The 24,961-nt window shown below is 71.7% G+C and carries 26 protein-coding genes; 14 read left to right on the top strand and 12 right to left on the bottom strand.

Annotated features, from left to right (window positions below; all coding sequences use genetic code 11):
• Positions 1-4: 4 nt before the first annotated feature.
• Positions 5-613: a M23 family metallopeptidase gene (locus tag Vau01_RS29090; RefSeq protein WP_373320329.1), complete on the bottom strand. Its 609-nt coding sequence runs from the start codon at positions 611-613 to the stop codon at positions 5-7.
• A 45-nt stretch (positions 614-658) separates the two neighbouring features.
• On the opposite strand from Vau01_RS29090, the gene Vau01_RS29085 reads away from it, so the two are divergent.
• Together Vau01_RS29085 and Vau01_RS29080 are read left to right on the top strand one after the other, a co-directional pair.
• Positions 659-1,420 carry a cyclase family protein gene (locus tag Vau01_RS29085; RefSeq protein ID WP_203998884.1) on the top strand — a complete coding sequence of 254 codons (762 nt, stop codon included), beginning with the start codon at positions 659-661 and terminating at the stop codon, positions 1,418-1,420.
• Positions 1,417-3,033 carry a thiamine pyrophosphate-binding protein gene (locus Vau01_RS29080; RefSeq protein WP_203998881.1) on the top strand — a complete coding sequence of 539 codons (1,617 nt, stop codon included), beginning with the start codon at positions 1,417-1,419 and terminating at the stop codon, positions 3,031-3,033. Before Vau01_RS29085 ends, Vau01_RS29080 begins: the two co-directional genes overlap by 4 nt.
• On the opposite strand, the gene Vau01_RS29075 is transcribed toward Vau01_RS29080, so the two are convergent.
• Positions 3,020-3,388 carry an MmcQ/YjbR family DNA-binding protein gene (locus Vau01_RS29075; RefSeq protein ID WP_203998878.1) on the bottom strand — a complete coding sequence of 123 codons (369 nt, stop codon included), beginning with the start codon at positions 3,386-3,388 and terminating at the stop codon, positions 3,020-3,022. The genes Vau01_RS29080 and Vau01_RS29075 overlap by 14 nt on opposite strands.
• A gap of 10 nt (positions 3,389-3,398) precedes the next feature.
• Positions 3,399-3,755 carry a winged helix-turn-helix transcriptional regulator gene (locus Vau01_RS29070; RefSeq protein ID WP_203998875.1) on the bottom strand — a complete coding sequence of 119 codons (357 nt, stop codon included), beginning with the start codon at positions 3,753-3,755 and terminating at the stop codon, positions 3,399-3,401.
• 91 nt (positions 3,756-3,846) lie between these two features.
• On the opposite strand from Vau01_RS29070, the gene Vau01_RS29065 reads away from it, so the two are divergent.
• From Vau01_RS29065 to Vau01_RS29040, 6 genes are read left to right on the top strand one after another with little or no spacing between them, the layout of a single operon-like run.
• Complete coding sequence (locus tag Vau01_RS29065; RefSeq protein WP_239151934.1) at positions 3,847-4,695, top strand: NAD(P)-dependent oxidoreductase; 849 nt, start codon at positions 3,847-3,849, stop codon at positions 4,693-4,695.
• A complete protein-coding gene (locus tag Vau01_RS29060) occupies positions 4,692-4,892 on the top strand; it encodes an NAD(P)-binding domain-containing protein (protein ID WP_203998868.1) in 201 nt (66 codons plus the stop codon). The genes Vau01_RS29065 and Vau01_RS29060 overlap by 4 nt, the downstream gene beginning before the upstream one ends.
• 6 nt (positions 4,893-4,898) lie before the next feature.
• Complete coding sequence (locus tag Vau01_RS29055; RefSeq protein ID WP_203998865.1) at positions 4,899-5,549, top strand: imine reductase family protein; 651 nt, start codon at positions 4,899-4,901, stop codon at positions 5,547-5,549.
• Positions 5,550-5,557: 8 nt separating this feature from the next.
• Entirely contained in the window at positions 5,558-6,664 is a 1,107-nt protein-coding gene (locus Vau01_RS29050) for a Gfo/Idh/MocA family protein (protein ID WP_203998863.1), read from the top strand.
• Between the two features lie 53 nt (positions 6,665-6,717).
• Positions 6,718-8,226, top strand: coding sequence for an alpha/beta fold hydrolase (locus tag Vau01_RS29045; protein WP_203998861.1), 1,509 nt, complete (start codon positions 6,718-6,720; stop codon positions 8,224-8,226).
• A gap of 50 nt (positions 8,227-8,276) precedes the next feature.
• On the top strand, positions 8,277-9,155 hold the full coding sequence (locus Vau01_RS29040; protein ID WP_203998859.1) for a S41 family peptidase: 879 nt from the start codon (positions 8,277-8,279) through the stop codon (positions 9,153-9,155).
• Here the strand turns inward: Vau01_RS29040 and Vau01_RS29035 are convergent.
• Together Vau01_RS29035 and Vau01_RS29030 are read right to left on the bottom strand one after the other, a co-directional pair.
• Positions 9,093-9,899 (bottom strand): alpha/beta fold hydrolase, encoded by an 807-nt coding sequence (locus tag Vau01_RS29035; RefSeq protein ID WP_203998857.1) that lies wholly within the window; start codon positions 9,897-9,899, stop codon positions 9,093-9,095. The genes Vau01_RS29040 and Vau01_RS29035 overlap by 63 nt on opposite strands.
• A 36-nt stretch (positions 9,900-9,935) precedes the next feature.
• Complete coding sequence (locus tag Vau01_RS29030; protein ID WP_203998855.1) at positions 9,936-10,346, bottom strand: DUF6326 family protein; 411 nt, start codon at positions 10,344-10,346, stop codon at positions 9,936-9,938.
• A 151-nt stretch (positions 10,347-10,497) separates the two neighbouring features.
• Between Vau01_RS29030 and Vau01_RS29025 the strand changes: the two genes are divergently transcribed.
• A complete protein-coding gene (locus Vau01_RS29025; RefSeq protein WP_203998853.1) occupies positions 10,498-11,163 on the top strand; it encodes a response regulator in 666 nt (221 codons plus the stop codon).
• 72 nt (positions 11,164-11,235) lie between these two features.
• Here Vau01_RS29025 and Vau01_RS29020 read toward each other — a convergent pair whose 3' ends face one another.
• From Vau01_RS29020 to Vau01_RS29010, 3 genes are all read right to left on the bottom strand, one after another.
• A complete protein-coding gene (locus Vau01_RS29020) occupies positions 11,236-12,561 on the bottom strand; it encodes a glycoside hydrolase family 18 protein (RefSeq protein WP_239151933.1) in 1,326 nt (441 codons plus the stop codon).
• A gap of 104 nt (positions 12,562-12,665) precedes the next feature.
• Positions 12,666-13,946: a sialidase family protein gene (locus Vau01_RS29015; protein ID WP_203998851.1), complete on the bottom strand. Its 1,281-nt coding sequence runs from the start codon at positions 13,944-13,946 to the stop codon at positions 12,666-12,668.
• Between the two features lie 97 nt (positions 13,947-14,043).
• Positions 14,044-14,382 carry a winged helix-turn-helix transcriptional regulator gene (locus Vau01_RS29010; protein WP_203998848.1) on the bottom strand — a complete coding sequence of 113 codons (339 nt, stop codon included), beginning with the start codon at positions 14,380-14,382 and terminating at the stop codon, positions 14,044-14,046.
• Between the two features lie 86 nt (positions 14,383-14,468).
• Here Vau01_RS29010 and Vau01_RS29005 point away from each other — a divergent pair, with 86 nt between their 5' ends.
• Complete coding sequence (locus tag Vau01_RS29005) at positions 14,469-15,356, top strand: alpha/beta hydrolase (protein ID WP_239151932.1); 888 nt, start codon at positions 14,469-14,471, stop codon at positions 15,354-15,356.
• On the opposite strand, the gene Vau01_RS29000 is transcribed toward Vau01_RS29005, so the two are convergent.
• Positions 15,346-16,008: an RraA family protein gene (locus Vau01_RS29000; protein WP_203998845.1), complete on the bottom strand. Its 663-nt coding sequence runs from the start codon at positions 16,006-16,008 to the stop codon at positions 15,346-15,348. The two genes, Vau01_RS29005 and Vau01_RS29000, sit on opposite strands and share 11 nt — an antisense overlap.
• A 20-nt stretch (positions 16,009-16,028) precedes the next feature.
• Positions 16,029-16,766, bottom strand: coding sequence for a 5'-methylthioadenosine/S-adenosylhomocysteine nucleosidase family protein (locus Vau01_RS28995; RefSeq protein ID WP_203998841.1), 738 nt, complete (start codon positions 16,764-16,766; stop codon positions 16,029-16,031).
• Positions 16,767-16,950: 184 nt separating this feature from the next.
• Here Vau01_RS28995 and Vau01_RS28990 point away from each other — a divergent pair, with 184 nt between their 5' ends.
• Both Vau01_RS28990 and Vau01_RS28985 read left to right on the top strand, forming a co-directional pair.
• Positions 16,951-19,761, top strand: a complete 2,811-nt coding sequence (locus Vau01_RS28990) for an AfsR/SARP family transcriptional regulator (RefSeq protein ID WP_203998838.1) — start codon at positions 16,951-16,953, stop codon at positions 19,759-19,761.
• Positions 19,762-20,155: 394 nt separating this feature from the next.
• Positions 20,156-21,097, top strand: coding sequence for an alpha/beta hydrolase family protein (locus Vau01_RS28985; protein WP_203998835.1), 942 nt, complete (start codon positions 20,156-20,158; stop codon positions 21,095-21,097).
• A gap of 79 nt (positions 21,098-21,176) precedes the next feature.
• On the opposite strand, the gene Vau01_RS28980 is transcribed toward Vau01_RS28985, so the two are convergent.
• Both Vau01_RS28980 and Vau01_RS28975 read right to left on the bottom strand, forming a co-directional pair.
• Positions 21,177-22,145 carry a sigma-70 family RNA polymerase sigma factor gene (locus Vau01_RS28980; protein WP_203998832.1) on the bottom strand — a complete coding sequence of 323 codons (969 nt, stop codon included), beginning with the start codon at positions 22,143-22,145 and terminating at the stop codon, positions 21,177-21,179.
• Positions 22,142-23,038, bottom strand: a complete 897-nt coding sequence (locus Vau01_RS28975; protein ID WP_203998829.1) for an alpha/beta hydrolase — start codon at positions 23,036-23,038, stop codon at positions 22,142-22,144. The genes Vau01_RS28980 and Vau01_RS28975 overlap by 4 nt, the downstream gene beginning before the upstream one ends.
• 77 nt (positions 23,039-23,115) lie before the next feature.
• Between Vau01_RS28975 and Vau01_RS28970 the strand changes: the two genes are divergently transcribed.
• Positions 23,116-24,060, top strand: coding sequence for an NAD-dependent epimerase/dehydratase family protein (locus tag Vau01_RS28970; protein WP_203998826.1), 945 nt, complete (start codon positions 23,116-23,118; stop codon positions 24,058-24,060).
• The gene (locus tag Vau01_RS28965) at positions 24,057-24,959 is read left to right on the top strand and encodes an RNA polymerase sigma-70 factor (protein WP_203998823.1); all 903 of its coding nucleotides are present in this window, start codon (positions 24,057-24,059) and stop codon (positions 24,957-24,959) included. The genes Vau01_RS28970 and Vau01_RS28965 overlap by 4 nt, the downstream gene beginning before the upstream one ends.
• The last annotated feature ends 2 nt before the right edge of the window (positions 24,960-24,961 follow it).

Below are 24,961 nucleotides of genomic sequence, written 5' to 3'. Positions count from 1 at the left end.
GATCCTAGTCCGGGCAGTTGTTGCTGGTGTTCGTCAACGTGTACTCGTGGTCGTCGGTGGTGATGCCGGACGGGTGGCCGTCGAACCAGGTTTCGACCTTCTGCCGGCCGCGGCGTTGTTCGTAGTGCAGGTGCGGGGCGCCCGAGTCGCCGGTGCTGCCGACCCGGCCGATCTGCTGGCCGCGCTCGACGTGGTCGCCCTTGGCCACCATCGGCGGCTCGATCATGTGCAGGTACTGGGTCTGCCACTTGCCGCCATGATCGATCTTGACCCAGTAGCCGCCGCCGCGGCCGTGCGGGCCGGTCGGGTTGTCCGGGGTGCGGGCGCCCAGCGTCCCGTTGATGCCCGCGGCGACGACCTCGCCGGCGTACGAGGCGAGCACCGGGCGTCCCCAGGCCTCGCCCTGGGTGGGGAACAGGTCGACGTCGAAGTCGTCGTGGCCCGGGTACGTGCCGAGCTTCCAGGTCTCGCCGCAGGCGACGGGCAGCTGGAACAGCGGGCGCGGGCCGGGTGGGAGGAGCGGCGGAACGACGATCACGGCCCCGGCGACGGCCACGCCGAGCACGCACGTGATCACGGCCGCCCACACCACGCGTCCCCCGGTGATCTTCACATTGAAAAGCGTGACAGACACCGGCAAGGCTTCTAGGTTCTGACCATGCCCGTACTCCAGGATCTGGTCGCCGCGCTCGCCGCCCGCACCGTCGAGGTAGTGGACCTGACCGCACCGCTGTCGGCGGAGACGCCGATCCTCGCGCTCCCCGAGCAGTTCGGCCAGACGTGGCCGTTCGCTCTCACCGAGATCAGCCGCTACGACGACCGCGGACCGGCCTGGTACTGGAACAACATCACCACCGGCGAGCACACGGGAACGCACTTCGACGCGCCGATCCACTGGGTCACCGGGCGCGACGCGGCCGACGTCGCGCGCGTTCCCGCGTCCCGGTTGATCGCGCCCGCGGTGGTGATCGACCGCGCGGCCGACGCCACCGAAAATCCCGACTTCCTCCTTGAAATCTCCCACATCAGGGAGTGGGAGGCCGCGAACGGCGCGCTGCCGGCCGGCGGCTGGCTGCTCTACCGCACCGGCTGGGACGCGCGTGGCGACGACGCCGCGGCGTTCACGAACGCCGGCAGCACGCCCGGCATCTCGGCCGAGTGCGCGAAGTGGCTCGCCGAGGAGACGCCGATCCTCGGCGTCGGCGTGGAGACGGTGGGCACCGACGCGGGCGCGGCGCACTCGTTCGACCCGCCGTTCCCGTGCCACTCGTACCTGCTCGGCAACGACAAGTACGGGCTGACCCAGTTGCGCAACGTCGCCGAACTGCCGCCGACCGGCGCGGTGGTGATCGCCGGTCCGCTGCCGATCGTCGGCGGCTCGGGCAGCCCCTGCCGGGTGCTCGCGCTCGTCGAACGATGACGTCGGATGCGAGTACGGCCGAGGTCGTCGGCCGGGTGCTCGCCGCGCACGGCGTCCGGCGGGTGTTCGGCGTGGTCGGTAGCGGAAATTTCCACGTGACCAACGCGCTCGTCGCCGGCGGCGCGACGTTCGTCGCCACCGCGCACGAGGCCGGTGCCGCCACGATGGCCGACGCCTACGCCCGCACCAGCGGCGCGGTCGGTGTCGTGTCCGTGCATCAGGGTCCGGGCGTCACGAACGCGTTGACCGGCATCGCGGAGGCGGCGAAGAGCCACACGCCGCTGATCGTCCTCGCGCCGGAGGCCACCGCCGAGCGGTCGAACTTCTTCATCGACCTCCGCGCCGCCGCCACCGCGGTGGGCGCGCGGTTCCAGCGGGTGCGGGCCGAGCGGGCGGCCGAGGACGTCACCGCCGCGTACCGGGCCGCGGCGCAGGGCAACTGTGTGGTGCTCGGGCTGCCGCTCGACGTCCAGGCCCGGTCCGCGCGGTTCTCGGTGCCGGAACTGCCGGAGCAGTTGGCGGAGCCGGTGCCGTCGGTGGCTGAGCTGGTCGCGGCGGTCCGGGCCGCGCAACGTCCGGTCTTCATCGGTGGACGCGGTGCGCGCGGCGCCCGGGAACCGTTGGTACGGCTGGCGGACCGGTGCGGCGCGCTGCTCGCCGTGTCCGCCGCCGCGAAGGGACTCTTCACCGGCGACCCGTGGAACCTCGACGTCTCGGGCGGGTTCGCCACCCCGCTGGCCGTCGAACTCATCGGCGCGGCCGACCTGGTGGTGGCGTGGGGCAGCACGCTGAACATGTGGACCACCCGGCACCAGCGGCTCATCGGTCCACATGCGACGGTGGTGCAGGTCGACCGCGACCCGACCGCGCTCGGCGTCAACCGCCCGGTCGACGTGGGCGTCGCCGGCGACGTGGCCGCCGTCGCGTCCACTGTGGACGAATTGCTGGATCCCTGGCGCGGCAACGGTTACCGCTCCGACGATGTCCGGGCCCGGATAGCCTCGGATGGCCGCTGGCGCGACGTGTCCTATGTGGACGATTCCACGGCCGGGCGGATCGACCCGCGCACGGTGAGCGTCGCGCTCGACGACCTGCTGCCGGCGGAGCGCACGGTGGCCGTCGACTCGGGCAACTTCATGGGCTACCCGTCGATGTTCCTGTCGGTGCCCGACGTGGTCGGATTCTGCTTCACGCAAGGCTTCCAGTCGGTGGGGCTGGGGCTGGCGAGCGCGCTCGGCGCGGCCGTCGCGCGGCCCGACCGGCTCACCGTCGCCGCACTCGGTGACGGTGGATTCCTGATGTCGGCGGCCGAACTCGTCACGGCCGTGCGGCTGGGGTTGCCGCTGCTGATCGTCGTCTACAACGACGCCGCGTACGGCGCGGAGGTGCACCACTTCGGGCATTCGCTGGAGACGGTCACGTTCCCGGACACGGACCTGGCGGCGATCGCCCGCGGTTACGGCTGCGACGCGGTGACCGTGCGGGCCGTCGACGACCTCGATCCCGTCGTCTCCTGGCTCGCGGGTCCGCGCGACCGGCCGATGCTGGTCGACGCGAAGGTCACCGGTGAGCGGGGCTCGTGGTGGCTGGAGGAGGCGTTCAAGGGTCACTGACCTCGGCGGCGATGTCCTCCGGCGCCCGCATCCGCCAGGCGTCGGTGACGAGTTCGCGCAGGCGGGCATCGGTTACCTCGGACAGTCGCACCATCACGAGCGGGAACCCGTCGTACCCGGGGTTGGTGAAGAAGATGCCGGGTTCGCCGAGCAGCAGCGCCTGCTTCTCGGCCTCGTCGCCGACGTAGAGCACGGCGATGTCGGTGCGGATGACCCGTGGCTTGCCCGGCAGTCGCTCCGGATACGACCAGACGAAGCCCCTGTTGGCGACCCGGAAGTCGAAGCCCTCGGAGTCGATCTCGACCACGTGGGGCAGCGAGAGCGCCACCCGGCGCACATCGTCGGCGTCGACCATGACGGACAGGCTAACGGCTCGCCAGTTCGCCGTCGGCGACCAGTCGTTCGCAGCGCCGGCTGCCCCACGCGCCCAGCGGGCGGAGCGCCTCGTTGAGCGTTCTTCCGTGCTCGGTGAGGGAGTACTCGACCCGCGGCGGCACCTCGCGGAAGACCTCGCGGTGGACCAGCCCGTCCTGCTCCATCTCGCGCAGGTGCTGGACGAGCATCTTCTCGCTGACGCCCGGCAGCCCGCGCCGCAGTTCGCCGAAGCGACGCGTGCCGTAGTTGTCGAGTTCCCACAGGATCAGCGACTTCCACTTGCCCGACACCACGTCCATCGCCGCGTCGATGCCGCAGATGTACGGCCCGCGCCTGTCGGTCGTCATCGTTCCTCCTCTGACACTTACGAAATGGTAAGTACCGAACTAAATAGTGGGTACTTGCCGCCACGAATGTACCCGGCGAACGATGATCCGCGTGACCACATTCCTCGGGCTGGGCGAGATGGGCAGTGCGCTCGCGGCAGCCAATCTGAAGCACGGGGCCGGAACCGTTGTCTGGAACCGGAGTCCGGGCAAGGCGCCGAGCGGCGCGACGGTCGCCGACACCGTCGCGGCCGCGGTCGCCGCCGACCCCGTGATCGTCGCGTGCCTGTTCGACCTCACGTCCGTCCACGATGTTCTCGACCCGGTAGTTCTTGGCCCAGCGGCCGGCGGCCTGGCCGGGCGGACGCTCATCAACCTGACGACCACGACGCCCAACCAGTCGCGGGGCCTGGCCGCATGGGCGGCCGACCACGGCGTCACCTACCTCGACGGCGCCATCATGGCCGTGCCGGGCATGATCGGCGGGCCGGGTTCGGCGGTGCTCTACAGCGGTGACGCCGGCGCCTTCGAGGCCAACCGGCCGCTGCTCGACCGGTGGGGGACGAGCACGTTCCTCGGCGTCGACGCCGGCGCCGCGGCGCTGTACGACATGGCGATGCTCACCGGCATGTACACGATGTTCGCCGGGTTCCTGCACGGTGCGGCGATGGTCGCGGCCGACGGCGGCTCGGCGCGGGGGTTCGCCGCCATGCAGGCGCCGTTCCTCGCCGCGATGACCGGTGGACTCGCGGGGATGGCGTCCACTGTGGACAGCGGCACGTACACCGGGCAGAGCCTGTACTTCACCGAGACCGCGCTCGCCGCGCTGCTGACCGCCAGCGAGGAGCAGGGCGTCGACACCCGGTTGCTGAAGCCGGTGCACGACCTGGTTCGCAGCCAGATCGAGGCCGGTTTCGGCGCGCAGGGAACGGCCCGCATCTACGAGGAGTTGAGACGATGAACACCACGGTGATCGGGCTCGGCCCGATGGGCCGGGCGATGTCGGCCGTGCTGCTGCGCGCCGGACACGCGGTGACCGTCTGGAACCGCACCGGTGGACGCGCGGCGGAACTCGTCGCCGCCGGCGCGGTGCTCGCGGACACACCGGGCGACGCCGTCGCCGCCGGCGACCTGACCATCCTGAGCCTCACCGACTAAGCGGCGATGTACGAGATCCTCGACGGGACCGTCCTCACCGGACGGACCCTGGTGAACCTCAGCTCCGACACGCCGGACGCGTCGCGCGCGGCCTCGTCCTGGGCCGCCGGACGCGGTGCCGACTTCGTGACCGGCGGCGTGATGGTGCCCGCGCCCGCGGTCGGTCACCCGGGCGCGTACGCGTTCTACAGCGGACCGCGCGACGTGTTCGAGCGGCACCGGCCGGTGCTGGCACTGATCGGCGACACCCGGTACCTCGGCGCGGATCCCGGCCTGGCCCAACTGTTCTACCAGGCGCACCTCGACGTGTTCCTCACCTCGCTGTCCGGGATCCTGCACGCCACGGCCCTCGTCTCGGCCGCGGGCGCGGATCCGGCCGGGTTCCTCCCCGGTGCCCTGGAGACCCTCACCGCCATCCCCGCAATGGTCGGCGACGGCGCGTCGTTGGCCGCCGCGCTGGCGACGGGCGAGCACCCCGGCGACCTGAGCACCGCGCTGATGATGGGTGCCACGGCGGAGCACATCCTGCGCACGAGCGAGCGGTACGGCGTCGACCTCGCGTTGCCGGCGGCGGTGCGGTCGCACTACGAGCGGGCGATCGCCGCGGGACACGGCACCCGGAACTGGACGGCGCTGTACGAGGTCATCAGGGCATAGTTGCCGGCATGAGTATCACCAGACTGGGCATCGTGGGGCTGGGCAACATCTCGCGGGCGTATCTCGACACGCTCGCGCGTCACCCGGGCGTCCGCATCACCGCGGTGGCCGACCTCGACGGATCGAGGTCGGCCGCGGCCGCCGCCGGGCTCGAGCACGCGGAGGCGCTCACGGTCGATCGGTTGCTGTCGAGCGGAGACGTCGACGCGGTGCTGAACCTCACGATCCCGGCCGCGCACACCGCGATCGACCTCGGTGCCATCGGGAACGGGAAGAGCGTCTACTCGGAGAAGCCGCTCGCGGTCACGTTCGACGACGCGGCGCGGGTGGTGAGCGCGGCCGCGACGGCGGGCGTCGGTGTCGGGTGCGCGCCCGACACCGTCCTCGGTACCGGGACGCAGACCGCGCGGGCCGCGATCGACGCCGGCCGGATCGGACGCCCGCTCGCCGCGACCGCGACGATGGTGACGCCGGGGCACGAGCGCTGGCACCCCGATCCCGACTTCTACTACCGGCCCGGCGGCGGGCCGCTGCTCGACATGGGCCCCTACTACGTCACCGCGCTGGTGCACCTGCTCGGGCCGGTGCGCGCGGTGGTCGGCGCCGGCAGCCGGTTGCGCGGCGAACGCGTCATCGGTTCGGGTCCGCGGGCGGGGGAGCGGATCGCGGTCGAGGTCGACAGCCACGTGACGGGGGTGCTGTTCCACGAGAGCGGCGCGCTGTCGACGGTCACCACGACGTTCGACGGTGTCGCGACGGCGGCGGCGCCGATCGAGGTCCACGGCGAGTCCGGGACGCTGTCCGTCCCCGACCCGAACCGGTTCGACGGCGAGCCGTCGCTGTTCGAACTTGGCGGTTCCGGCTGGCGTCCGCTGGCAGCGTCGGCCGGCTACGTCGACGGCGCCCGCGGCGTCGGCCTGCTCGACTTCCTCGCGGCCACCGACGACCGGCCGGCCCGCGCGGGTGGTGATGTCGCCCTGCACGTGCTGGAGGTGATGACGGCGCTGCTGCGCTCGTCGGCCGAGGGCCGCCGCATCGACCTCACGACGACCGTCGAGCGACCGCTCCCGGTCGCGCTGGTGCCGGCGGCCGAATGGCGCGGACATCCGATCTGACGCGTGACGTCCCTTGCGTCCCGGGCCGTCCTACATACATGAGTATCAGATCGATGGTCAGGGTTGTCGTGGCCACCGCGACCGTCGCGAGCGCGGCGGCCTTCCCGGTCGCGGCGCGGGCCGAGAGCGGCGTGCCCGTTCTCAACTGGACGCCGTGCGCCGACGACGCCGCCTATCAGTGCGCGCCCGCACAGGTCCCGTTGGACTACCGCCGTCCGGCCGGCCCGAAGATCACGCTGCAACTGCGGAAGGCGCCGTCGACCGACCCCGCCAAGCGGATCGGGACGCTGTTCCTGCACGCCGGTGGCCCGGGCGGGTCCGGGTGGGGCTGGGTGTCGTCGTACGCGACGAGTTCACCGGCGGAGGTCCGCGCGAAGTTCGACATCGTCGGCTACGACGCCCGCGGCGTGCAGCGCAGCGGCCCGCCGCTGACCTGCCTCGACACGCCGGCGTACCGGAACCAGTGGGCGCAGGTGTCGACGACGCCGACGCCGACCTCGTTCGACACGGCGGTGCGGCTCGCCGCCGAGTTCGACGCCGCCTGCCAGGCCAACTCCGGCGACCTGCTGCCGTACGTCGGGGCCGAGTACCAGGCCCGCGACCTCGACCTGCTGCGCGCGGCCGTCGGCGACCCGAAGCTGACGCTGTTCGCCGAGTCGTACGCGACGTACGTCGGTACCGTCTACGTGAACCTGTTCCCCCAGCGGACCCGCGCCGTGGTCCTCGACGCCGGCTACGACCCGGAGAAGTACGCCAACGACCCGTACGCCTACGACCATGGCCAGTACGTGGCGACCGAGTCGGCCATGTTCCGCTTCCTCGACTGGTGCGCCGCGAACCCGGTGGACTGCCGGTTCGCCGGCGCGGTACCCGGGTCGACGACCACGAGCCTCGCGAACCGGATCAGGGCCGTCCTGTCCTCCCTCGACGCCGACCCGATCCGGGACACGGCCGGCAACGTCACCGTCAACGGCGCGACGATGCTGTCGGAGCTGACGTTCCGGCTCAACTCCGGCACCCGCCGCTGGGTGACGTTGGGCGCGGACCTGCTCGCCGCCGAGTCGCGCACCGGTTCGTTGATGTACGTCATCCCCGACTCCGACACCCGGTTCAACGCGGCGAACGTCTCGGTGGAGTGCGCCGACCGCGTCTACCCCCGCAGCCTTCCGCTGCTCCGCGCGAAGCTCGCGAAGGCGGCGGCCGACGCGCCGCTGACCGCGCCCGGCATGGCGTACGGCCCGCCGGCCTACGACCAGACCCACGCGCCGGCCTGCCTGCAGTGGCCGGCCGAACGGCGCAGCCGCTACACCGGCCCGTTCCACGGCCGGGGCTCGTCCCCGGTGCTGGTGGTCGGGAACACCGGCGACCCCGACACGCCGTACGCCGACTCGGTGACGCTGTCGACGACGCTGGCGAACGGCCACCTGGTGACCTGGGAGGGCGAGGGGCACACCGCGCGCCGCAAGAGCCTCTGCGCCGAGGGTCACATGTACGCGTTCCTGCTCGACCTGACGGTCCCACCGGCGGGAACGGTCTGCCGGGACGCTCCCATCCCCGCGTAGTTCGCTGTCGGCGTAGGCGGCGGCGCGGCCGGTCGTCCTAGTGTCGGCGGATGACCACGATCGGAGACGTCGTCGGGCGGCTCGTCGGCTGGATCGAGCGGCTGATGCCGGCCGGTGACCGGCGCGACGCGTTGGCGGCGGAGCTGGCCGCCCGGTTCGGCGCCGACGACGCGCCGGTCAGCGCCGCCGGCTGCGCGGCCGTCGAGCGGTGCGCGTGGACGGTCTCCCGGCACGTCGCGCTGATCCACGAGCCCGGCGGCAGCGAGCCTGCCGCCGGGCCCGGGCATGATCCGGAGTGGCCGCCGCCGGATCCGGACGACGTGCGGCGGCGGGCGGGAGCGGTCAGCCGGGTCTGCCGCCTCGCCGACGGCACCGGCGTGCTGCGCCTCGACAGTCTGGACGCCGTCGGGCTGGCCGGCCCGTACCTCGACGCGGCGTTCACGCTGCTGCGCGGTGCCGACCGCATCGTCCTCGATCTGCGTGCCAACGGCGGTGGCGATCCGGCGACCGTCGCGCTGGTGGCCGGCCGGCTGCTCGGCGACGCGGCGGTCAAGCTGTCCGACGTCGTCTACCGCGACGGCGTCCGCCAGTGGTGGACGCCGGACCTGCCGCCCGGCACGGCGCTGCGCCAGGACGCCCGGGTGCTCGTCGGGCCGGGCACGTTCTCGTCCGGGGAGGCACTCGCGTACCACCTGCGGAGCCACGGCCGGGTCACCGTCGTCGGCGCGGCGACCCCGGGCGCGGCCGATCACGTGCTGCCGGTCCGGCTCGCGCCGACGGTGCTCGCGCACGTGCCGAACGCGTCCGTCGTCGACGCGGTCACCGGCGGCAACTGGGAGGGCACCGGCGTCGTTCCCGACGAGCCGCTAGGAGGCCTCCTGGGCGTCCTGATCGAGGAAAGCGAGCGCGGTGGCCGCGAACAGGGGTGACACGCCGAGGTTGTAGTGCGTCAGCCCGGGCAGGATCGCGAGCGCGTGCCCGCCCTTCGGCCGGCCCTCACCCATCCAGCCGCCGTCGCGCAGCCCGCCGTCGAGCAGGTTGAAGATCTCCACGTAGTGGCTCGGCGGCGCCATGTCGGAGTCGGCGGCCACCACCAGCGTCGGGACCTGGAGGTTGCGGATCTGCTCGGAGAAGTCGAAGTCCTTGGCCATGAACGTGCCGATCTTGTCGAGCAGCTGCGGGAAGTCCTCGGGACGCGGTGCGACCTCCTGGTACAGCTGGTACATCGGCGTGTCCTTCAGGAACTCGGCGGCCGCCGCACCCACCTGGAGCTGCTGCTCCAGCATCTCGGGGTAGATGGCGCTGCGACGGATGTTCGCCGAGGCCGACACGACCCGGTTCAGCTTCTCCGGGTGGCGGAATGCCAGGTGGTACGCCACCCCGCCGCCGAGCGAGTAGCCGACCACGTCGGGCTTCTCCAGCCCCAGGTGGTCGATGAGCGCGGCGATGTCGTCGGCCATGAGGGCCGGGTCCATGGGACGGTCGACGTCGGCGGTGCGGCCGTGACCCTGGAGGTCGACGGCGATCACCTGGTGGTTTTCGGCGAACGCGGGCAGCACCGGCCCGAACATCGCACCCGACATGAGTCCGCCGTGGAGCAGGATCAGCGGACGACCCGTTCCGTGCGTCTCGTAGTAGAGGTGGACCCCGTTCACGTCGGCGTACTCGCCCATGATCACTCCCTGGTTTTCTCTGCCTCGGCGGTTCGGTCACGGGTAGGACCGGGCGGCCGCCGGAGACTCATCGGTCGCGGGCGAGAAATTTCGCCAGCGCCACGCGTACCGGGCGATCGCCACCATGCAGACGACCTCCGCGGTCGCGAAGAACGCGTAGTGGAGGTTAGCCGTGCCGCCGCCGATCGTGAACGGAACGGTGACGCCGCACGCGACGATGTTCGCCCACCGGTTCGCCCGGTACGGCAGGACCCGCGACAGGAACACCATGGCGATCGGTATCTCCAGCAGCACCGCGAACACCAGCAGGAGCCCCGGGGCGATCCGGAGGGTCATCATCTCGGCAAGAGTGCCGGGCGTGATGAGGTTCAGGATGTCGGCGAAGATCATGTTGATCAGCACGACGATCCACAGCGTCGACATCGTCACCCGGGGATCCCGGTTCATGGCGCCCTCCACGTGTTCGGTGGGGCCAGCGTCGCTTGCGGCGAGCGAGTGGCGCGTCGGTCTCCGGTCGGTAACCGGCCTACCGAGGTAGCGGCGCCGGAATCGACTTTGGACGGATGCTCCGGGCTCCGCCGCTGCGTATCGTCCGGGCATGACCGATCCGGTGCGGGTCCTCATCGTCGACGACGATCCGCTGGTGCGGGCGGGCCTCGCGATGATCATCGCCACCTCGGCGGAGCTCGCGCTGGTCGCGGAGGCGGGTGATGGCACGGAGGTGGCCGCCGCGGTCGAGGCGCACTCGCCCGACGTGGTTCTCATGGACATCCGGATGCCCACGCTCGACGGTCTCACCGCGACCGAACTGCTCCGGGCCCGGCCCGATCCGCCCGAGGTGATCGTGCTGACGACGTTCAACGCCGACGCGTACGTGCTGCGCGCGCTGCGGGCCGGCGCCAGCGGCTTCCTGCTCAAGGACACCCGTCCCGCCGAGATCCTCACCGCGATCTCCCGCGTCGCCGCCGGCGATCCGATCCTGTCGCCGGTGGTGACCCGGCAGCTCATCGCGCACGTCAGCGACTCCGGCGCCAACGCGCGGCGGCGGGAGGCGCGCGATCAGCTGGCCCGGCTGAGCGACCGCGAGCGCGAGGTGGCGCTGGCGATCGGCGCCGGCCGGGCGAACCGCGACATCGGTCGCGACCTGTTCATGAGCGTCCCGACGGTGAAGTCCCACGTGTCGCACATCCTGACCAAGCTCGGCCTGAACAACCGCACCCAGATCGCGCTGCTCGCCCACGACGCCGGCCTCACGTCGCCATGAAGGCGCCGGACCGCGAACGCGGCGGCCGGTCACGGTGACCGGCCGCCGCGCTGTGTCTCAGCAGAGCGGGCCTCAGAAGCGGCAGCCGAGCCCGGCCGCCAGCGACCTGGTCAACGCGCCGTCGTCGGTGTCGCCGTCGAGGGACCAGATCATGCCGCCGCCCAGCCGCTGGGTGCGGATGTAGCGGGCCTTCTGCGCGATGAGCGCCGGATCGTCGAGGGTCCAGAACGTGGAACCGTTGAAGATCCAGGCGTGCCCCGCCGCGGTGTCGCGGTAGACGCGGAACCCGTCGGTGCCGATCAGGGCCGACACCGCCCGGTACGTGTTGAGGCCGGGTGCCGCGCCGGTTGCCGGCTGGAACAGGCCGTTGTTGGCCGTGCTGGTGATGCCGGTCCAGCCCTGGCTGTAGTACGGAACGCCGACCACGAGTTGCTGTCGCGGCGCGCCGCGCTGCAGCCATGCGTCCACTGTGGACGTCACCGAGAAGTCCGGCGTGGTCGGGTTGCCGCTCGGCACCCGGAGCGCGGAGTGCTGGTTGGTCAACGGTTCCCAGGTTCCGTGGAAGTCGTAGCCCTGCAGCGTGCCGAAGTCGAGGTTCCGGAAGATCTTCCGGGCCTCGAAACCGGCGTCGATCGCGGTCGGGTTGGCCGGCAGGAACGCCGACAGGACGTAGTGCTTGCGGGTCTGCCGACCGTAGGCGTCGAGTTGCTTCCGGAACTCCTCGACCACGGCCGTGAAGTTCTGCTTGTCTTCGGGCCGGATGACGTTGCCGACGTTGCCCGGCGAACCGGGCCACTCCCAGTCGAGGTCGATGCCGTCGAAGACGCCCTTCGCGCTGCCGGGGCCGCCGCGGCCGTCGAGCGCCGGCAGGTTGCCCTTGACGTAGAGATCGATACAGGACGCGACGAACGCCCGCCGCGACTCCGGTGTGAGCACCGCGTCGGAGAAGTACTTCGACCACGTCCAGCCGCCGAGCGAGATGAGCACCTTGAGATCGCGGTGCTTCGCCTTGAGCTTGCGGAGCTGGTTGAAGTTGCCGGCGAGCGGTTGCTCGGCGGTGTCGGCCTTCCCGTCGACGCTCTCCGCCTCCGGGTAGCCCCGCTGGAAGTCGGCCCACGCGTCACCCTGGCCGGGTTCGTTGCGGATGAAGCACTTCCCGTCGGCGCCGACGTTGCCGAAGGCGTAGTTGATGTGCGTCAGGCGACGGGCCTGCCCGCTGGTGTCGATGTTCCTGACGAGGTATCCGCTGTAGTTGCTCCACTGGGTGTAGTAGCCGACGCGGCGTGGTTCGTCGTCGTGACCTCCGCCGCCCGATCCGGCGTGGGCAGCGGTGACGGGTAGGCCGGCGGCAGTGGCGGCCACGATGGTCCCCACCGTGATGAGTAATCGGGTGCGCACGAGCCCCTCCAGAGAGGTACGCGACCGTCCCGCCCGACGGCCGTGGATGGGTGGACTAGACCAGTGCGCCGAACCTACGGGTCGCGTCGGGGGTCGTCAATGGGTCAGACGCAGGTACCCGTGCCGGCGAGGAGCCAGGGGAGGTTGAACTTCCGGAAGACGATCGAGCGGTGCGACGTCAGGCTCGTGGTGGAGTCGCGGGCGTTCTCGTTGACCTCGACCAGCGCGCCGATGTGGTAGTCGTTCGTGCGGGCGAGGCTGGAGTACCCGCCCTCCTTGACCACACCCGAACCGAGGCCGGCCCACCCGGGCGTGCCCGGCGCCGGCAGTGGCACGTCGGCCAGGGCGCGGGAGCAGCTCCAGGAGACCGCCTCGTCGGTGCTGACCCGGACCCGCATCGCCGTGCGGGTGCTCGTGCTCGCGGAGTTGAGGAAGATGATCCGGCTCGGCGCGTCGGTGTTGTAGCGCATCACCGACCCCTCCGAGCGGGGGTCGGGCAGGCCGTTGTCGGCGCGGAAGGGGTCGAACGCGCCGTCGAGGGTGCCGCGGGTCACCCAGCGGCGCTTGGTCGCCTCGACGGTGTCCTTCCAGTAGGCGGCGGCGCGGTCGTTGCGGTAGAGGCGCCCGTCGGCGAGTTGGAGGACGGTGGCCTCGCCGGTGCCTTCCTGCGGCACGCCGGTCGCGGCGTTGTTCACCGGGACCTGCGTCCAGCTGACGCCGTGATCGCGGCTGATCAGGTTGCGGTGCTGCGCCGGAATCACCAACGTGCCGTCGGTCGTCTGGATGCCGACGCCGGGGCCGACGGCGTCCCAGTCCCACACCGTGCCGTCGGCGTGCTCCTTCGGCTTCAGCTGTTCGCTCAGGTCGACCGGATCGGCCCAGCTGACGCCGTCGTCGGTGCTGGAGGTGAGGAAGACGCGGCGCTGGTCCCACCGCGTGATCGGGGTCCAGCCGTCCACCTCGCCCTGGCTGGTGCCCTCCGGGTTCCACGACAGGAAGAGCCAGATGGTGCCGGTCTGCCGGTCGACGACGGCGGTGGGGTTGCCCCACGTGGCCTGGGTCTTGCCGACCACCTCGTCGAGCGCCGACCAGTTCTTCCCGTTGTCGGTCGAGCGCTTGAACATCACGTTGATGTTCCCGTAGTCGCGGTTGCTCGCCGCCCGCCCCTCCGCGAACGCGATCAGCGTGTTGGCCTTCGTCCGCACCAGCGACGGGATGCGGAACGAGTGGTAGGTGACGCCGTTGAGCGACTCGCCGGCGCCGTCGAACAGCAGCTTCATCGTGTGGTCGGCGGTGGCGGCACCGGCTCCGGGTGCGCCGAGCAGTGTGCTCGCCGCGACGGCGGCGGCGAGCAGACCGGCGGTCGCCAGGCTGGGCATGCGCATGAAGGGAACACCCCCGTATTCGAGATCGTCGATACGTTGGTCACCCTAGCGATGCGTTCGACAGTCATCAATGGTCTGGCCGTCGGATGGCATACCGTCATATCTCCGCGGGTGGATGCTCCAGCGCCCACGCGCAGATCGCCGCGAGCGGTTCGCGCAGCGTGTGGCCGAGCGCGGTCAGCTCGTACTCGACGTGCTGCGGCGCGGTCTCCCGCAGCACCCGCCGCTCGACCAGGCCGTCGGCCTCCATGCCGCGCAACGTCTCGGTGAGCACCTTCTGGGTGATGCCGGGCAGCCGGCGGCGGAGGTCCGCGTGACGTTGCGGTCCGGGCAGCAGCGAGTAGACGACGAGGACGCGCCACTTCGCGGCCAGCCGCTCCAACGCCCGCCGGGTGGCGCAGCTCTCCTCCAGGACGTCGGGTACCACGAGGTCCATCGCCGATCTCCCGCTTCTGCGCCGCTTCATGGGCACCGCGAAGTGCCTTCTGGCCGGTGTTCCGTGGCGAGCCTAGCCTTGCGGGCGTGAGCGAATTCCAGATCGACCGGGTGACCTTCCGCAGCGGCGACGTCGACCTGGTGGGGGTGCTACGGCTCGTCGACGGACCGGCGCCCGCCGTGGTGCTCACCGGTCCGTTCACGGGCGTCAAGGACCAGGTGGTGGGGCTGTACGCCGAGCGGCTCGCCGCGGCGGGGATCAGCACGCTGGCGTTCGACCATCGCGGGTTCGGCGAGAGCGGCGGCCGGCGCGGCCACGAGGACAGCGGCGGCAAGCTGGCCGACCTGCGCGCGGCGGTGGATCTGCTGGCCGAGCGCATTTCTGGGGAACGCGCCCCGGCCGATCGCCTCGGTGTGGTCGGCATCTGCCTCGGCGGCGGTTACGCGGTGCGGGCCGCGGCGCAGGATCCGCGGTTGCGGGCCGCCGTCGGGATCGCGGGCGCGTACAACAGCCCGGCCTGGTTCGCCCGGCAGATGGGCGTCGACACGTACCGCTCGGCGCTGCGGTCGTTCCTGGACCGGTACGACGAGTTCGTGCCCGCGGTCGCCCCGAACGGTGGCGAAGCGGCGATGGCCGGCGACGAACCGTATGCCTACTACGGCACCGCGCGGTCGGCGTCCCCGCATTGGACGAACGCCGTGACGCGCGGATCGCTGCATTCGCTGATGACCTTCGACGCGCTCGGCGCCGCGCCGTTGCTCGCCGGGACGCCGCTGCTGATCGTCCACGGAAAGGTCGACGCCTACTGCTCGCCGGACCTCGCCGCCGCCATGCATGCGGAGACCGCCGGAGACAAGGGCATCGTCTGGCTCGACGCCAACGAGCACATCGACCTCTACGATCGCGAGCCGTGGGTCACCGAAGCCGTCGACGCCACGGCCGGATTCCTCCACAAGCGTTTGATCACACCGTAAAGCTCAGTTTCGACGGCTCGCCGCGGGTCAGCCGGGCGACGTGATCGGCGACGTTCACACAGTCGCCCAGCGTCGCGCCGGCGTCGAGCCGCTCGACCACCCGCTCCTCGGCCGCCATCACGTCGGCGGCGGCGGTGAGCTGTGCCTCGGCGTCGGCGGGGTCGAGCACGACGATGCCGTCGAGGTCGGCGATCACGAGGTCGCCCGCGGTCACCGGCACCCCGCCGCAGCTGACGGTGCCGCCGACCGTCACCGGGCGGACCGTCGTGCCCGCCATCGGTCCGACGTGCCGGCTGTACACCGGCAGCGGGCAGGTGGCGACGAACCGCATGTCCCGGTACCCGCCGTCGACGATGATGCCGGCCAGCCCCTTGCCCAGCGCCGCCCGCGCGAACAGTTCGCCGGCCAACGCGGCCTCGCGCCCGCCGCCGTCGACCACCAGCACGTCGCCCGGCGCGGCCCGCTCGATGGCCTGGACGACACCGAGGAAGTCGTCGCGGCAGCGCACGGTGAGCGCCGGCCCGCACAGGATCGGCGCCGCCGACCGGCAGCGCAGGGCGGGCGACATGACCCGCACGTCGCGGGCGACGTCACAGATGGCCGTGGTGTCGACGGCGGCGGCGAGCCGGCGGACGGTGTCGAGAAAGGTCATGCCCACGACGCTAACGTGTTCTACCTGGCCAGTTGGCGGACCAGCAGCGTCCACAGCACGCGGGCCGCGGCGTCGGCCGCCGCCGAGCGGTACCGGTCGTCCTTGCGGGGATCGGCGTGGTCGGCGACGCCCTTGACCACCGCCCAGGCCGGCAGCCCGAGGTGGTACGCCGTCGTGGCGACGGCCGCGGCCTCCATGTCGAGCCCGACGACGTGCCGCCCGCCCCGGGCCGCGAGGCGTTGCCAGATCCGGCCGTCCTTGACCACCATGTTGCCGCTGACCATCGGCCCGATCGCGAGCCGGAACGGCAGGTCCGCCAGGTCCTGGGCGGCGCGCACCCAGCCGTCGGGCATCGGGATCTGGCGGTGGTTCGCGGTGAACCCCTCGACCGTCCGGTGGCCCTCGTCGTAGACGTACGTGCTGTCGGCGATGACCACGTCACCGAGGTCGACGGCCGCCGGGTTGCCGGCGCAGATGCCGGACATCGCCAGGCACTGCGGGCGCAGCCGCTCCGCGAGGCACGACGCGGTCGCGGCGGCGGCGATGCACCCGGTGCGGGTGGCCCGGGCGACCGCGACCCGGAGCGCCGACCCGTCCGCGAGCACGAACCGGCCGATCTCGTACGGGGTCGGCCGGTGCGCGTCCCGGCACTCCCAGGCGTCGATGCCGGGATGCTCGCCGATGCCGTCCAACCCGGCGTCGACGGTGGCGCGGTGCTCGACCGCGAGAGCGGTGACGATGAGCGCGTCGATCTTCATGGTTCCCTCCCCAGGGTCATGGGGAGCACTGTGCGGTCGCCCCGTTGCCGGTCACCTTGCAGGCGGCTTGCAACCGGTTTGCCAGGGCGATGTCAGATGTTGCGCAGTTCGAAAACACGCTATGGATTGGAGTAGTTACTGTCTGACACTTGCGGTACATGCGCTGGGATTGGGGGGCCGCCCAGTGGACTTCGTGATTCTCGGCCGCACCGCCCTGCACGCCGACGGCCGACCGGTCGACCTGGGGGCGGCGAAGCAGCGGGCGCTGCTGGCCATGCTGCTGTTCCACGTGCGGGTTCCGGTCCGCACCGACACGCTGCTGCACCAGTTGTGGGGCGATCAGCCGACGCCGCGGTCGAACCTCTACGCGCTGGTGAGCCGCACCCGCCGGGTGCTCGACGGGATCGGACGCCCCGACGCGCTCGTCCGCGTCGACAGCGGGTACCGCCTCGACCTCGACCCCGACCTGGTCGACTTCCACCGCTTCCGGCGGCTGGTGGCGCGGGCACGCGACGCCGCACCGGCCGCGGCCGCCGCCATGCTCGTCGAGGCGATCGGGTTCTGGCGCGGCGAACCCCTGGCCGACCTGCGCGGCCCGTACACCGAGCAGTTGCGGAACCACATGCACGACGAACTGGTCGAGGCACACAAGCTGCTCGCCGACCACGAGCTGACGCTCGGCCAGCCCCACCGCGTGCTGGCCCGCCTCGAACCGTTCGTGCTCGACCGGGACCTCGACGAGGCGCTGGCGGAGTACTGGATGCGCGCGCTGGCCGCCACCGGCCGCGTCGACGACGCACGGACGTTCTCCGTCCAGTTCCGCAAACGGTTCCGGCGCCGGTTGCACACCGACTCGCGGGTCACGATGCCCGCGTTCGCCGGGGCCGGCGCGGTGCCACGGCCGGCGGCTCCGGTGCCGCGCCAGCTTCCGATGGACGTCGTGGACTTCACCGGCCACGAGGACCTCCTCCACGACATCGACGACGCGGCCGGCGTGGGCATCGTCGTGCTGAGCGGGATGCCCGGCGTGGGCAAGACGACCCTGGCCGTCCACTGGGCCCACCGCAACCGCGACCGCTTCCCGGACGGCCAGCTCTACCTGAACGCGAACGCGTTCGGCACCGGGCCGGACCTCGAACCCGCGCGCGCCCTCGGCCGGTTCCTGTCCGCGCTCGGTGTCGCGGCCGATCAGGTGCCCGGTGACGTCGATGAGCGGCGCGACCTGTTCAACGACCTGCTCGCCGATCGACGGGTGCTGTTGGTACTCGACAACGTCCGCACCACCGAACAGGTGCGCCCGTTGATCCCCACCACCGGGCCGTGCGCGGCCATCGTGACGAGCCGGAACAGACTGCGCGGCCTGTCCATTCGCGAGGGTGCCCGCTGCATCACGGTCCCGCCGCTGTCGGCGTCCGATTCCACGGCGCTGCTCACGGCGGTGATCGGTCCGCGCCGCGCCGCGGCGGACCCCGACGGGGTCCAGGAGCTGGTGCGCCTGACCGGCGGCCTGCCACTCGCCGTGCGGATCGTCGGTGAACACGTGGCGGAACGCTCCCACGTTCCCGTTGGCGATCTGGCCGGAGAGTTCTCCCGGCACCTTCTCGGCTCCGACGGCGATGACGAGGAGGCCCGGTTGGAGACCGTGTTCGCCTGGTCCTACGACGCGCTGCCACCGGCCGACAGCCGCCTGTTCCGGCTCCTCGGTCTGTTCCCGGGTCCGACGATCAGCGTCGAGGCGGCCGCCGCCATGGCCGGCGACCCCCGGACCGCCGTCCATACCGCGCTGCACGGCCTGGCCCGCGCGCACCTGATCGGTCACGACACGGTTGGCAGGTTCCGCCTGCACGACCTCCTGAAGCGCTTCGCGGCCGACCGTGCCGAGGAGCAGCCCGCGACGTTCCGGCGGGACGCGGTCCGCCGCCTGGCGGACTGGTTCCTGTGGTCGATGATCGACGCGGCGCGGGTACTGGCACCCGACCGTCCCCGGGTGCCGGATCTCGTGCCACCGCAGGGCGTCGAGCCGATGACCTTCGACACCGACGCGGCGGCCGTCGCATGGTGCGGCGCCGAGCGGGCGAATCTCGGCCCGGCCACCCGTCAGGCCATCGATCTCGGCCTGTTCCGACCCGCGTGGCAGCTGATCGGCACGGCGCACGAACTCTATGACCGGTACGGGCGACAGGATGACGTGCTCGAGTTCTGCGCACTGGGCCTGACCGCGGCCCGCCTGGACGACCACCGGGACGGGCAGCTCGGGACCCTGGTCAATCAGGGGTCGACCTACTTCGCCATGCGCGACCACGACCACGCGACCGAGAGCTTCACCGCCGCGCTCCAACTCGCCCGCGATTCCGACGACCCCGACGCGCAGACCGTGTGCTTGCACAACATCGGCTCCGTGCGGCTGGCCACCGGGCAGACGGCGGCGGCCGTCGTCGCCTTCACCGAGGTGCTGGCCATGTGCCGTCGCACGGGCAACCGGGTCGGAGAGAGTTCGACGCTCCACCGGCTCGGAATGGCGTGCCGGCGGCTCGGTCGCTTCGCCGAGGCGGCCGGCCACTTCGCGGAGGCCCTCGCGATCCGGACGCGCGATCAGGCCGTTCGAGGGCAGGGCGAGACCCACGCGGCGCTGGCCGCCCTGTTCCACGAGACCGGCGAACAGGATCGGGCGTTGACGCACTGCCGGAAGGCGGTCGACTGCGCTACCCGGATGCACGACGACATCGTTCGATGCGATGCGCTCATCACGGCAACTCAGATCGCCCTCGCGACTGGCCGGTCGGAGTCCGCGTTGGACGACGCGGAGCGGGCCGTGGAAATCGGTCGGGCGATCGGTGATCCGGTCCGTCGCAGCCGCGCACTGGTGGTGCTCACGGAAGCGATGACGGCCACGTCGGGCGCCGTTGCGGCGGCGGTGACGCGGGCGGAGGCGATCGAGTCGCTCGGCGAGTTGCCGACATCAATGGCAGAAGAATTGCTCGTCCGACTGCTGTGAATAGTGGGCTGCCGCCGTTGGAATGTATCGGCAGCAGCCCGGAAATCACGTTAGAAAAACAGCGCGCACCACTTGTACCACTCGACCGAAGCCGCGGCGGCGAGCACGATCACAGCACTGAACATCATTGTCCGATCGCCGTGGGGAGGATCAACGGATAAGATCGTTACTGCTGCCCACGCCGCCCGCAATCCCCCTTTTATCACGTTTTGAGGAAAGTACTCCGCGTGTCCGGTAGTCAGCTAAACGTCATTCATTTATCGCAGATATTGACGCAATTAGGTATAGGAACGTTCTTCAATGTTCATGCGTGCAACTGCGGAATAGTTAAAGCCATCGCGTCGACCATCTGACTGCGCGACACCACGCCCACGCTGATCGGTATCGTGCGGCCATGTTGTTCACGCCTGTGCGTCGACGGTTGGTGTTTTCGTTTGGTGGCGGGGAGATCGTGGGCGACCTGCACCTGCCGCCCGCGGCCACCTCGACCGCGCCGGTTCCCGCCGTGGTCACGGTGCACGGGTCCGGGCCGATGTCCGGCGAGTACGCGCGCAACTGGGAAGACATGGGTAGCCGGCTGGCGGCGGTCGGCATCGCGGTGTTCGGGTACGACAAGCCGGGATGCGGCGAGTCCGGGGGTGACTGGACGCGGTTGACGTTCGCGGACCGGGCGGCCGAGACGGTGGCCGCGGTCACCGCGGTCGCGGCCCAGCCGGAGATCGACGGGGAGCGGATCGGGCTGCTCGGCGGTAGCCAGGGAGGCTGGATCGCGCCGCTGGCCGCGAACATCGACAGCCGGATCAGGACGATCATCACGTTCTCCGGGCCGGGCGTCTCGGTCGCGGAGAGCGAGGAGTACCAGATCGGGGCCGAGGGAGCGGCCGAGGGCTACACGTCCGAGGAGATCGCCGACGCGCTGGCGTTGTACCGGCGGGTCCTGAGCCGGTTGCGGGCCGGTGACGCCGCCGCGGCGATCCTCACCGACGAGATCCACCTGGTGGGCACCCGCGCCGCCGAACTGGCCGAGGTCACCAGCGTGAAGGAGCTGGAGTTCTTCGCCGGCATCGCCGACTTCGACCCGGTCCCGGCGCTGGAGAAGCTGACCTGCCCGATCCTGGCGATCTTCGGCTCCGACGACGTCCTGGTGCCCACGGAGGCCAGCGTCGCGGCGTACGAGGCCGCGTTCGCCCGCTCCGGCCACCGGGACCACGAGATCGTCGTCTTCCCCGGCGCCGATCACGGGCTGCGGGTGCCCGACCCGGCAACCGGGCGGCCGCGGCGCGCTCCCGGCTTCTTCGAGCTCATCACCGCCCGGCTCGTCCGTACCCTGCGCTAGCCGCACGACGACCGGATCTGGGAGACAAAGGTCTGTCGTAGCCGACCGTTGTCTCCCAAGAGCTGTGCGCGTCGAACGGCTACGTGGGTGCCGGCACCGGGGTCGGTGGGAGGCCGAACCGGGCGAGCAGGTCGGCGCCGCCGTCGAAGACGAGGATCCGGGCGATGCCCGTGTCGGTCGTGGTGAGGACGCCGAGGCCGAAGGCGCGGTAGATCCCGTCGCCGTCGCGGCGGTATGCGGCGGCGGCCGGTTGTCCGTTGGCGGTGGTCGGCACCATGCGCCAGTCGCCGGGGGATCCGACGACGCCGGTGAGGAACCGCAGGCAGGTGACGCGTCCGGAGAACCAGGTGCGCGTGCCGACCAGTTCGATCGCGGCGTCGGTGCGCAGGGCGCGTTCGAGGGCCGCGACGTCGGCGTGCTCGAACCCGGCGATGTACTGGTCGAGCAGCATCCGGGCGTGCGGGTCGGTCGGCTCGGTCTGTTGCTCCGGGTGCGGTGATGCCTCGTCCAGGCGGGCCCGGGCCCGTTGCAGGGAACTCTTCACCGCCGCGGTCGTCGTGTCGAGCATGGCGGCCACGTCGGCGGCGGGGAAGGCGAGGACCTCGCGCAGGATGAGCACGGCCCGCTGACGTGGGGGCAGGCACTGGAGGCTGGCGATGAGCGCGAACCGCAGGCTCTCGCGCTCCGCGACGATCGTGGCCGGGTCCGTCGAGTCGGGGATCGGTTGCAGCCAGGCTACGTCCGGGGCCATGGACGGGGCCGCGGACGGGACCGCGGAGGGGTCGGACGTGGGACCGGCCAGGCCCGACGGGATGGCCCGCCGGGCGCGCTGGTCGAGCGCGGTCAGGCAGGCGTTGGTGGCGATGCGGTACAGCCAGACGCGCACCGACGACCGGCCCTCGAACCCGTCGTACGACCGCCACGCCCGCAGGTACGTGTCCTGCACGAGGTCCTCGGCCTCGTCCACCGAACCGAGCATCCGGTAGCAGTGCGCCAGCAGCTCGCGCCGGAACGGTTCGGTACGACGGGCGAAGTCGTCTCCCCTCACAGGCCGAGCCTAGGACGCACCCAGGCGGCCATTCTCCGGATCGCCTCGTCGGCCTCCGGTGCCCGACCCGCGGCCATCTGGAACGTGTGCAGCATCGCGGGGAAGACGTCGATCCGGACGTCGACGCCGCCCGCCCGGGCATGCTCGGCCAGCTGCCGCGCGTCACCCACAAGGGTTTCATCGCCGCCGACCTGGATGTAGATCGGTCCGAGGCCGCGGAGGTCGGCGCGCACCGGGCTGGCCAGCGGATCGCGCGGATCGGCCGCGCCGAGGAACATGCCCGCGATCTGCCGCACGGACTCGCGGTGGAAGAACGGATCCCGGTCGCGGTTCGTGTCGTACGACCCGTCGACGGCCTCCATGTCGACCCACGGCGAGAACGGCATCGCCGCGGCCGGCAGCGGCAGGCCCCGCTCCCGGGCCCGGAGCTGGGTGGTGATCGTCAGCCCGCCGCCGGCGGAGTCGCCGGTGAACGCGACGTGGTCGGCGCGGATCCCCTGGTCGAGCAGCCAGCCGTAGACCGCGGTCGCGTCGTCGACCTGTGCCGGGTGGGTGTGTGCCGGCGCGAGCCGGTAGTCGAAGATCAGCGCGCGGGCACCGGTCGCCTTGGCGAGGTGGCCGAACAGCTTGCGGTGCGTGTACATCGAGCCGCCGATGAACCCACCGCCGTGCATGCACAGCAGCACCCGGTCGGCGACGCTGCGTTTCGGCGTCACCCACATCGCGGGGAGGCCGGCGGCCTCGGTCTCGACGTAGTCGACCGCGCGGGGTTCGGCGGTCAGATTGCCCCAGGACTCGTCGTCCATGCCCTCGGTGTCCGGTTCCACCATGGCGCGGCGGGACGCCACCCAGTGGCGGCGGACCGCTTCGGACTGCTTGCTCGGCATCGTCATGCACATGTAGACCGGCCGCGCCGGAAAAAGAATCGTGGACCGTTCATGAACCGTTCGATCGTCTCGTCTGTGCTGGCATGAAGATCTTCATCGCCGGTGCGTCCGGTGCGATCGGCCGCCACCTCGTGCCGCAACTGGTGGCGCGCGGCCATGCGGTCGTCGGGTCGACGCGGTCGGCGGCCAAGGTGGACGCGCTCCGCGCGCTCGGCGCGGAACCGGTGGTCGTCGACGCGCTCGACCCCGACTCGGTGGCCGGGGCGGTGGCCAGGGCCGAGCCCGAGGTCGTCGTCCACCAGCTCACCGCGCTGTCCGGGCCGGCCGACTTCCGCCACGTGGCGCGGATGGCCGCCGCCACCGACCGGCTGCGCACCGAGGGCACCGACCACCTCCTGGCCGCCGCCCGGGCCATCGGCGCGCGCCGGGTCGTGGCGCAGAGCAACGCGATGTGGATGGAACGCACCGGCGGGCCGGCCGCCGACGAGAGCGTCCGGATCGAGCCGCACCCGCCCGCGGACGCCGCCCGGTCGGTGGCCGCCCTGCGCCACCTGGAGGACGCGGTGACCGGCATCGCCTGGGGCGCGGGCATCGCGCTTCGCTACGGTGGCTTCTATGGTCCCGGGACGGGCATCAGCGCCGAGCCGGACGCCGTCATGGCCGGGTACGTGCGCGGGCGGCGGTTCCCGATCGTCGGTGGTGGCGGCGGGGTCTGGTCGCTGGTGCACATCGTCGACGCCGCGTCGGCGACGGTCGCGGCCATCGAGCGCGGTACGCCCGGGATCTACCACGTCGCCGACGACGAGCCGGCACCCGTGCGGGTGTTCCTGCCGGAGCTGGCCCGCGCGCTGGGCGCGAAGCCGCCGCGGCGCGTGCCGGCCTGGCTCGCGCGTCTGGTGGCGGGCGAGGGCGCGGTGAGCCTGATGACCCGGGCCCGCGGGATCTCCAGCGGGAAGATCAAGAAAGAACTGGGGTGGACGCCGCGGTACCCGACCTGGCGGACCGGCTTCGCCGAGGGACTGCGTTGACCGCGGACCTGTACGGCGAGCTGCGGCCCCGGGCGTTCGCCATCGCGTACCGGATGCTCGGCAGCGTCAGCGAGGCCGAGGACGTGGTGCAGGAGGCGTTCCTGCGGATGCACCAGCTCCAGGAGCCGATCGTCTCCCCGCGGGCGTACGTCGCCACGCTCGTCACCCGGCTGGCCATCGACCACCTCCGGTCGGCCCGGGTGCGGCGGGAACGGTACGTGGGTGAGTGGCTGCCGGAACCCGTGGTCACCGACCTGTCACCGGCCGAGCAGGCCGAACAGGCCGACTCGCTGTCGCTGGCGTTCCTGGTGCTGCTGGAGAGCCTGACGCCGCGGCAGCGGGCCGCGTTCCTGCTGCGCGAGGTGTTCGACTACCCGTACCAGGAGGTCGCCGACATCGTCGGGACCGACGTGGACGGCGCGCGGCACCTGGTCTCGCGGGCCCGCGCCTCCGTGCGGGAGCGCCGGCCGCGCCACCGCGCCTCCCGGGAGCAGCGCGACGAACTGGCCGCGCGCTTCTTCGCCGCCGTCGAGAACGGCGACCTGCGGGAGCTGGAGGCGCTGCTGGCGAACGACGTGGCGCTGCACGGCGACGGCGGCGGCACCGTGCCCGCGCCGCCGCGTCCGATCACCGGTCGCGAGCGCGTGGCGCGGACGCTGCGGGCCGGCCGGTCGGTGCTGGCCCGGTTCGGCGGCGTGCGCCTGACGGCCGTCGAGGTCAACGGCGGACCCGGCGCCATGGTCTTCGACACCGGGGACCTCCTGGTCGCGGTCGTCGGGCTCGACGTCGTCGACGGCCGGATCCAGGCGATCCGCTCGATCGTCAACCCCGACAAGCTGCGGCACCTCGGCGAGGTCAGCGACCTCGGCGCCCGGCTGCGCGCCGGGCGCCGGTCCTGAAA

Origin of the sequence: Virgisporangium aurantiacum (assembly GCF_016863635.1) — a bacterium.
In the GTDB taxonomy this organism is placed as follows: Bacteria; Actinomycetota; Actinomycetes; order Mycobacteriales; family Micromonosporaceae; genus Virgisporangium; species Virgisporangium aurantiacum.
Note: the sequence above shows the minus strand (reverse complement) of the source record. Positions and strands in the feature narration are given on the sequence as shown.

Bases quoted from the DNA above. Each gene is read 5' to 3' on its own strand.
- Vau01_RS29015 (WP_203998851.1), bottom strand. From the start codon at position 13,946: ATGCGCATGCCCAGCCTGGCGACCGCCGGTCTGCTCGCCGCCGCCGTC.
- Vau01_RS29070 (WP_203998875.1), bottom strand. From the start codon at position 3,755: ATGACGACCGACAGGCGCGGGCCGTACATCTGCGGCATCGACGCGGCG.
- Vau01_RS28985 (WP_203998835.1), top strand. From the start codon at position 20,156: ATGTTGTTCACGCCTGTGCGTCGACGGTTGGTGTTTTCGTTTGGTGGC.
- Vau01_RS28970 (WP_203998826.1), top strand. From the start codon at position 23,116: ATGAAGATCTTCATCGCCGGTGCGTCCGGTGCGATCGGCCGCCACCTC.
- Vau01_RS28995 (WP_203998841.1), bottom strand. From the start codon at position 16,766: ATGAAGATCGACGCGCTCATCGTCACCGCTCTCGCGGTCGAGCACCGC.
- Vau01_RS29080 (WP_203998881.1), top strand. From the start codon at position 1,417: ATGACGTCGGATGCGAGTACGGCCGAGGTCGTCGGCCGGGTGCTCGCC.
- Vau01_RS29000 (WP_203998845.1), bottom strand. From the start codon at position 16,008: ATGACCTTTCTCGACACCGTCCGCCGGCTCGCCGCCGCCGTCGACACC.
- Vau01_RS29075 (WP_203998878.1), bottom strand. From the start codon at position 3,388: ATGGTCGACGCCGACGATGTGCGCCGGGTGGCGCTCTCGCTGCCCCAC.
- Vau01_RS29055 (WP_203998865.1), top strand. From the start codon at position 4,899: ATGTACGAGATCCTCGACGGGACCGTCCTCACCGGACGGACCCTGGTG.
- Vau01_RS29035 (WP_203998857.1), bottom strand. From the start codon at position 9,899: ATGGGCGAGTACGCCGACGTGAACGGGGTCCACCTCTACTACGAGACG.
- Vau01_RS29045 (WP_203998861.1), top strand. From the start codon at position 6,718: ATGGTCAGGGTTGTCGTGGCCACCGCGACCGTCGCGAGCGCGGCGGCC.
- Vau01_RS29025 (WP_203998853.1), top strand. From the start codon at position 10,498: ATGACCGATCCGGTGCGGGTCCTCATCGTCGACGACGATCCGCTGGTG.
- Vau01_RS29010 (WP_203998848.1), bottom strand. From the start codon at position 14,382: ATGGACCTCGTGGTACCCGACGTCCTGGAGGAGAGCTGCGCCACCCGG.
- Vau01_RS29040 (WP_203998859.1), top strand. From the start codon at position 8,277: ATGACCACGATCGGAGACGTCGTCGGGCGGCTCGTCGGCTGGATCGAG.
- Vau01_RS29030 (WP_203998855.1), bottom strand. From the start codon at position 10,346: ATGAACCGGGATCCCCGGGTGACGATGTCGACGCTGTGGATCGTCGTG.
- Vau01_RS29060 (WP_203998868.1), top strand. From the start codon at position 4,692: ATGAACACCACGGTGATCGGGCTCGGCCCGATGGGCCGGGCGATGTCG.
- Vau01_RS28975 (WP_203998829.1), bottom strand. From the start codon at position 23,038: ATGACGATGCCGAGCAAGCAGTCCGAAGCGGTCCGCCGCCACTGGGTG.
- Vau01_RS29085 (WP_203998884.1), top strand. From the start codon at position 659: ATGCCCGTACTCCAGGATCTGGTCGCCGCGCTCGCCGCCCGCACCGTC.
- Vau01_RS29050 (WP_203998863.1), top strand. From the start codon at position 5,558: ATGAGTATCACCAGACTGGGCATCGTGGGGCTGGGCAACATCTCGCGG.